A 7,046-nucleotide genomic window follows, 5' to 3' on the forward strand; every position below is an offset into this window, starting at 1 on the left:
GAGGAGATGAACCATGCCCGAGCCTTCGCTTAGCCTCGCTGAGATCGATGAGCGCATCGCCGCGGTGCGGGAAAACCTGACCGAGCTGACCGAACAGGCTGCCGCCTATTCCGGAGCTGCGGTCGAGGAATTGGCGGCAAAGCGTATTGCCGAACAGGAGGCCCAGCTCGATCTCCTGACCAGGCTGCGGGACCAGCAGCTTCAGCGCCAGGCCAGCGTCAAGCCGCATATGGAAGTGATCGGCGCGGATGGCGTTCACGTCGGAACCGTCGATCGCGTTGAAAGCGGCAGGATCAAGCTGACCACGGCCGACAGCGGCGAAGGCCGTCACAAAGGCCATCATCATTTCATCGATCTCGGCCTGGTCGCCGGTATCGAAGGGCAAAGGGTGCGGCTGTCGGCCAATGCGGCCGTGGCGGTCAGCCTGGAAGAGGAACGGTCGGGAAAGCCGACCTGAACGCGCGGGCCGCCCAACGGATCGCCGGAAGCTGCCTCACCGTCATTGACAATCGCGGGCCGATCCAATACTTAACATAATGGTTAAGTATTGGGGGTTGTGATGCCGAAACCGGAAATCATCGGGTCCGCGCGGTCGACCTACACGCGTGTCGTCCGAATGGTTTGCGAGGAGAAGGGGATCGACTATGGGCTGTCGGAGTGCGCGCTGGGCGCGCCGGAGCTTCTGGCCATTCATCCCCTTGGCAAGATGCCGGTGCTGCGCCACGGCGATGTCGCGCTGTTCGAATCCAGGGCCATCGCCAGCTATCTCGATCGCAGCTTCCCCGGTCCGCAGCTGTTCCCGTCCGATCCTCATCTCGCCGCGTTCACCGAGCAATGGGTGTCTCTCGTCAACACGGCGATCGATCGCACCCTGATCCGCACCTATCTCTATGCCTACATCGCGCCGAAGACCCCTGATGGAAAGCCGGACCGCGCGGCGATCGACGCCGTGATGCCGGCGGTGCGCCAGCAATTGGAAATTCTCGATCGCGCGGTCGCCGTCACCGGCTACCTCGCCGGCGATCAGTTCACGTTTGCCGACATCAACCTGCTGCCGATCCTCGATCGGGTACGGCTGCCGCCCGAAGGCGCCGATGCACTCGCGGCGGCCAGTCATCTCGCCACCTATTACGCGCGGCACGCGGCGCGGCCGAGCTTTGTGCGTACGGTGCCGCCGGCCGCACCGCCCGGCCGGGCCAGGCTGAACTAACTAGCTGGGATGGACCTGCTGCGAAAGCCTGTAACCTCGCGGGCACCATTGCTTAGTCGGCAGAAAGTCCGGCGTTCCGAGTTTATCCAGATGGTCGCCAATATCCTTTGTCGAAAACCCCCAGCAGACGGGGTGGCCGAAGGTAAAGAAACTTATCGTTTTCGGCGCCAGATGGAATTTCCAGGGGGTATTATGCGCCGCAGGCTTCGCGACGATCATGCCTTGAACGTGAACCTGATCGACAACCTTTCCGCCAAGGATCTGCATCGCCATCTGAATCTGCTTAGGTTTGGAAAGCGCGATGATGAAGTCGTTCGGCGAACCGCAGCCGCTCGGATCGGGTCCCGGGCATACCCTAAAATACCGGGTTTCGGCCGATGCTAAACTCGAACATCCGAGCACAGCGACGGTCCAAATCAACGCGCTTATCCAGAACGGTCTTGCGGTTTTGCGTTCCATGAATTTCTCGTAAATCAGATAAAGTGAGGGGAAGGCTCGGATTATTTCAGCTCACGAATCACCCGCGATGACCACGGCACCATTTGTTGCCGGGCAAGAAAGCGCCGCCAACCTCATCGAGATGTGCTTCAACATAAGAGGTGGTCGCATCACAGACCTCGATTGCTTGCTTGAAGAACGATATCGATTCAGGCGCCAGGTGAAAATGCCATGGTTGGTTATATGCCGCAGGCTCCGTCACAACGACGCCCGCGACGGCCACACGCGTCGTTTCCTTGCCGCTGACGATCGCGCGGGCTTCGGCTATGCGGACAGGATCAGTGAGCCGGATAAAGAAAGTTTCTTTCGCCGCCCCGTCGCTCACCGCGAAGACCGACTCTTCAGCGCAAACGCCGTGCGTGAAATAGTGAACCGCGCATTCCTGATCCTCCTTCACGCCGCTGAAATCGAATGTGGTGCAAGGTAACCTGTCGCCCTTTCCTGCGACGTTCGCGATAGCTACGGTCAGGTCTGCTAGATCAGCCGCAGCCCCTTCATGCTGGCGTGCCCGCTCTTGCCGACGATAATGTGGTCGTGCACGGCGATGCCAAGCGGGCCGGCGATGCCGATGATGGCTTTTGTCATCTGGATGTCGGCCTGCGACGGCGTCGGATCGCCGGAGGGGTGGTTGTGCACCAACAGGATCGCGGTGGCCGATAATTCCAGCGCGCGCTTGATCACCTCGCGCGGATAGACCGGGGTATGGTCGACGGTGCCGGTCTGCTGCACCTCGTCTGATATCAACTGGTTGCGCTTGTCGAGGAACAGGATGCGGAACTGCTCCTTGTCGGCGAATGCCATCGTGGTGCGGCAATAGTCGATCACGTCGTTCCAGGACGACAGCAAGGTACGCCTCTGCAACTGGCCCTTGGCAATGCGGCCGGCGGCCGCGGCGATCAGCTTGAGTTCGGTGACGGTCCTGTCACCGACACCGTCGATTTCCCGCAACCGCGCTTCAGGCGCGTGAACCACCTCGGCGAAAGAGCCGAATTTTTTCAGCAGCGTCTTGGCCAGCGGCTTCACGTCGCCGCGCGACTTGGCGGTGAACAGCACCATCTCGAGCAACTCATAGTCGCTCAGCGCATCGGGACCTGCGGAATGAAAGCGCTCGCGCAGCCGCTCGCGATGGCCGTGGTAGTGCGGCGCTTCGGCGGGTGACTGGGTATCGCTGGTATCCGCGGCCATCGGCGCTAGCACCGTTCAGGGAATGGGCTAAACATGCCGGGTCGGGCAGGTTTTGCAACCGGGAAGTGCCGGATGACGGGCCGCCCAGGCCGAAAATTACGCCACCACCGGCGGCTTCTCGCCATGGCGCTGCGAAAGGGTAAAGATCTCGACGCCGGTCGAGGTCACCCCGACCGAATGCTCGAACTGCGCCGACAGCGAGCGGTCGCGCGTCACCGCGGTCCAGCCGTCGGACAGGATTTTGACGTGCGGCTTGCCGAGATTGATCATCGGCTCGATGGTGAAGAACATGCCGGGTTTCAGCACCACGCCTTCGCCGGGCCGGCCGATATGGATGATGTTGGGCTCGTCGTGGAACATGCGCCCCAGTCCGTGGCCGCAGAAATCGCGCACCACGCTCATGCCCTGCGGCTCGACGAAACTCTGGATGGCGTAGCCGATGTCGCCGGTGGTGGCGCCAGGTTTGACCGCCGCGATGCCGCGCATCATGGCCTCATACGTCACTTCGATGAGCCGCTCGGCCTTGCGGGCGATCGGGCCGACCGCATACATCCGGCTGGAATCGCCATACCAGCCGTCGACGATGAAGGTGACGTCGATATTGACGATGTCGCCTTCCTTCAGCGCCCGGTCGCCGGGCATGCCGTGGCAGACCACATGGTTGATCGAGGTGCAGGTCGAATAGCGATAGCCGCGATACATCAGGGTCGCCGGATAGGCGCCATGGCTGAAGGCGAACTCGCGGACGAACTCGTCGAGCTCCGAGGTCGCCAGCCCCGGTCTGACGATGTCGGTCAGCTCGTCGAGGCATTTGGCTACCAGGCTGCCTGCCTTGCGCATGCCGGCGAAGCCGCTCGGTCCGTGAAGCTTGATCTGCCCGGTTTTGCGCAAGGAGGTGTCTGTTGCTTCGATGTAGCTCATGGGCTGATCTTCGCCGGGCGAGGGGTGATTTGACCCCCAATTTAATGATCGGGGCGGGCAGTAGCAAGCCAAGCTTGGGTCGCGAAATGGTTGTCATTGGCCCGGAACCGGCGGGTTGGCGGCAGCAGGTTGCCACCGGCGTCAGTTCGAAACCTCCACCGTGGTTTCGACCGGCAGCGCGCCGCCGCGAATGCGGATTTCGCGGACCGGATAGGGCACCCGGACGCCCTCCCGCTTGAAGGCGTCCCACAGCGCCAGCATCACGTCGCTCTTCACATTGTCCATGCCGTCGGGGTCGGCGATCCAGAAGGTCAGCGCGAACTTCATCCCGGCCTCGGCGAATTCGGTCAGGATGCAGTTCGGCGGCTTGCCCTTGATGGCGCGCTTGGCCGATGCCGCGACGTCGACAGCCAGCTTGCATACCAGCTTCGGATCGGCGTCGTAATTGGTGCCGAAGACGACCTTCACCAGCGTGTTCTTGTCGGTGTAGGTCCAGTTGGTGACCTTCTGCGTCACCAGATCCTCGTTCGGGATCAAAAATTCCCGGCCGTCGCCGGCGGCGACCGAGATATAGCGCGTCTTCATCGCGCTGATGCGGCCCGTGGAGTCGCCGATCGTGACGAGGTCGCCCGGCTTCACCGACTTGTCCGCCAGCAGGATGATGCCGCTGATAAAGTTGGCGAAGATCTTCTGCAGGCCGATGCCGATACCGACGCCGACCGCGCCGGAAAACACCGCCAGCGCCGAGAGGTTGATGCCGACCGCGCCCATGGCGATGGTGATCGCCAGCACCAGCAGCCCCATACGGATCATCTTGATCAGCAGCACCTGAATCGATGGCGTCAGGTCGGTGGACTGGTTGATCCGGCTTTCGACGAAATTACTTGTAATATTTGTCAGCCACAGCGCGGCGATCAGGAGTGCCCCGAGCTTGATCAGCAGCAGCGGCGTCAGCCGCAATCCGCCGAGCACGATCGAGACCGAATCGAGCGCGTCGATCGCCGGGTCGAGCTGGCCGATAATGCTCAGCGCCGCCACCACCCACGCCGTCAGAGACACCAGTCTGACGATGAAGGCGTTGCGGATCACGGAGGTCACTAGCCGGATCACCAGCCAGGCGAACGCGAGCTTGGCGGCCACCATCAGGAGGTAGCTCCGGCTCGGCCAGGTCGAATGGTACATCGCCACGCGCGCCGCGATCACCAGGATCGCGAACACCGCGGTGGAAGCGCTGCTGACCAGCACGCGGGCGAAGTGCCGCAACGGCAGCGGCCAACCCATCGCGAACGAGGTCATGTCGACGCGCGAGCGAACGGCGGCATCCGTCGCGAAGGCAATGCCGCCGGCGGCCAGCATCAGGCCGAACTGCAGATAGAACCAGGGCGATGTGACCTCCGCGCCGGCCGATCGCGCGGCCGTATGCAGGAAGTCGATGATGTCGTTCAGCTCCATCGGCAAATTCTCATCTCAAAGCGGCTCATCGAACAAACTTGATTCGAATATCCGGCAGATTCCCATAACCGCGGTTCCGGCGCTATCGCTACGGCACGCGGAGGCGGCAGGAAAGGCCGAAAAAACGGGCACATTGTCGCTAGCCGCCGAAAAGGGGTTGGCGTCGAAGTGTGGCGACGATAAGGATGCAATTGCAAGTATTTGCTTCTGTTTGCGAGGCCTTTTGACCTCTCTCGATTCGGTCAGCATAGCGATTCTTCTCGGCGCCGTTCTGGTCATGGCAGGCATCCTGTCGAGCCTGCTGGCGCTGCGCTTCGGCGCGCCGCTGCTCTTGGTGTTTCTCCTGATCGGCATGCTGGCCGGCGATGCCGGTCCCGGCCAGCTGCGCTTCGACGACGTGCGCACCACCTATCTGGTGGGCTCGGTGGCGCTGGCGCTGATCCTGTTCGACGGCGGCTTGCGGACGAGGTTTCAGACCATCCGCGCGGTGCTGGCGCCGTCGATGGCGCTGGCGACGATCGGCGTGCTCTTGACCGCGCTGATCACCGCGCCGGTCGCCCGCTACGTGCTCGACCTGAACTGGACCGAGGCGCTCCTGGTCGGCGCGGTGGTGGCGTCGACCGACGCGGCGGCGGTGTTTCTCCTCGTGCACGCGCAGGGTCTGCGGCTGCGTCCCCGCGTCGGCGCGACGCTGGAGGCCGAATCCGGCACCAACGATCCCTTCGCGGTTTTCCTCACGCTGATGCTGGTCGAACTGATTTCGGTCGGTCACAGCTCGGCTTGGCATGTGTTGCTGGAATTGACCCGCGAGGCGGTGCTGGGGGCGATCGTCGGTGTGATCGGCGGCCGGCTGGTGGTGCTGGCGCTCAATCGCGTGGCGCTGCCGCAGGGACTGCACGCGCCTTTCGTGGCGACCGCGGCGCTGGTGATCTTCGGCGCGGCGCAGATCGCGCACGCCTCGGGGTTTCTCGCGGTCTATCTCGCCGGCATCATCATCGGCAACCGGCCGACGCGCGCGCATAATTCGGTGGTGACGTTTCTCGATGCCGCGACCTGGCTGGCGCAGATCGTGATGTTCGTGCTGCTCGGTCTATTGGTATCGCCGCAGCGGCTGGTGACGAGCATCGTGCCCGCCGTGATCGTGGCGCTGGTGCTGATGCTGGTGGCGCGGCCGCTTGCGGTGTTTCTTTGTCTCGCGCCATTCCGCTTCAGCTGGCGGGAGAAGGTTTTCATCGCCTGGACCGGACTGCGCGGCGCGGTCGCGATCTTCCTGGCGTCGATCCCGATGCTGGTGGGGCTCTCGAAAGCGTATCTCTATTTCGACGTCGCCTTTGTCGTCGTCATCATCTCGCTGCTGCTGCAGGGCTGGACGCTGGCGGCGGCGGCACGGCGGCTGCATGTGGCGTTGCCGCGGGCGGATCGCGGGCCGCGGCGCGTTGAATTGGATCTGCCCGGCCAGCTCGAGCAGCAATTGGTCGGCTATTCCGTGCGGCCCAAAAGCCTGTTCTTCCGGCGCGGCCTCATTCCATCCTGGTCTAAGCCGACGCTGGTGATCCGCGACCAGCGCATCCTCTCGCCCACCGAGGCCGATCCGGTTCGCCCCGGCGACTACATCTATCTGCTGGCGCCGCCGGAAAAGGCCGAAGCGCTGGATCGTTTCTTCGTCGACATGCAGCCGAGTTCGGCGCCCGATCCGCATCTGCTCGGGGATTTCGTGGTCTCCGGCGAGATCACGCTCGGCGACATCGCCAACATCTACGCCATCGCCACCGATCCCGAA

General features: G+C 63.0%; 8 protein-coding genes. 3 read left to right on the forward strand and 5 right to left on the reverse strand.

All coding sequences use genetic code 11. From position 1 onward, the window contains the following. Nucleotides 1–229 precede the first annotated feature (229 nt). Nucleotides 230–457, forward strand: a complete 228-nt coding sequence (locus tag QZ213_RS22085) for a DUF2171 domain-containing protein (RefSeq protein ID WP_291688223.1) — start codon at nt 230–232, stop codon at nt 455–457. 102 nt (nt 458–559) lie between these two features. Beyond that, nucleotides 560–1,210 carry a glutathione S-transferase family protein gene (locus tag QZ213_RS22090; protein WP_291688217.1) on the forward strand — a complete coding sequence of 217 codons (651 nt, stop codon included), beginning with the start codon at nt 560–562 and terminating at the stop codon, nt 1,208–1,210. Here the strand turns inward: QZ213_RS22090 and QZ213_RS22095 are convergent, their stop codons facing one another. From QZ213_RS22095 to QZ213_RS22115, 5 genes are all read right to left on the reverse strand, one after another. After that, nucleotides 1,211–1,669 (reverse strand): hypothetical protein, encoded by a 459-nt coding sequence (locus QZ213_RS22095; protein WP_291688218.1) that lies wholly within the window; start codon nt 1,667–1,669, stop codon nt 1,211–1,213. Nucleotides 1,670–1,727: 58 nt separating this feature from the next. Then, nucleotides 1,728–2,105: a calmodulin gene (locus tag QZ213_RS22100; RefSeq protein WP_291688219.1), complete on the reverse strand. Its 378-nt coding sequence runs from the start codon at nt 2,103–2,105 to the stop codon at nt 1,728–1,730. 77 nt (nt 2,106–2,182) lie between these two features. Beyond that, on the reverse strand, nt 2,183–2,893 hold the full coding sequence (radC, locus tag QZ213_RS22105) for a DNA repair protein RadC (protein WP_291688224.1): 711 nt from the start codon (nt 2,891–2,893) through the stop codon (nt 2,183–2,185). A gap of 96 nt (nt 2,894–2,989) precedes the next feature. Then, nucleotides 2,990–3,814: a type I methionyl aminopeptidase gene (map, locus tag QZ213_RS22110; protein WP_291688220.1), complete on the reverse strand. Its 825-nt coding sequence runs from the start codon at nt 3,812–3,814 to the stop codon at nt 2,990–2,992. Nucleotides 3,815–3,955: 141 nt separating this feature from the next. Beyond that, nucleotides 3,956–5,272, reverse strand: coding sequence for a mechanosensitive ion channel domain-containing protein (locus QZ213_RS22115; protein ID WP_291688221.1), 1,317 nt, complete (start codon nt 5,270–5,272; stop codon nt 3,956–3,958). Between the two features lie 217 nt (nt 5,273–5,489). On the opposite strand from QZ213_RS22115, the gene QZ213_RS22120 reads away from it, so the two are divergent. Beyond that, the coding region (locus QZ213_RS22120; RefSeq protein WP_291688222.1) for a potassium/proton antiporter at nt 5,490–7,046 on the forward strand (1,557 nt) is incomplete at its 3' end.

Source organism: Bradyrhizobium sp. (genome assembly GCF_017881085.1).
Taxonomy (GTDB): Bacteria; Pseudomonadota; Alphaproteobacteria; order Rhizobiales; family Xanthobacteraceae; genus Bradyrhizobium.

What these genes read in the sequence shown, in the direction of transcription:
- QZ213_RS22090 (WP_291688217.1), top strand. Translation starts at nt 560, where the DNA reads ATGCCGAAACCGGAAATCATCGGGTCCGCGCGGTCGACCTACACGCGT.
- QZ213_RS22085 (WP_291688223.1), top strand. Translation starts at nt 230, where the DNA reads ATGGAAGTGATCGGCGCGGATGGCGTTCACGTCGGAACCGTCGATCGC.
- radC (WP_291688224.1), bottom strand. Translation starts at nt 2,893, where the DNA reads ATGGCCGCGGATACCAGCGATACCCAGTCACCCGCCGAAGCGCCGCAC.
- map (WP_291688220.1), bottom strand. Translation starts at nt 3,814, where the DNA reads ATGAGCTACATCGAAGCAACAGACACCTCCTTGCGCAAAACCGGGCAG.
- QZ213_RS22095 (WP_291688218.1), bottom strand. Translation starts at nt 1,669, where the DNA reads ATGGAACGCAAAACCGCAAGACCGTTCTGGATAAGCGCGTTGATTTGG.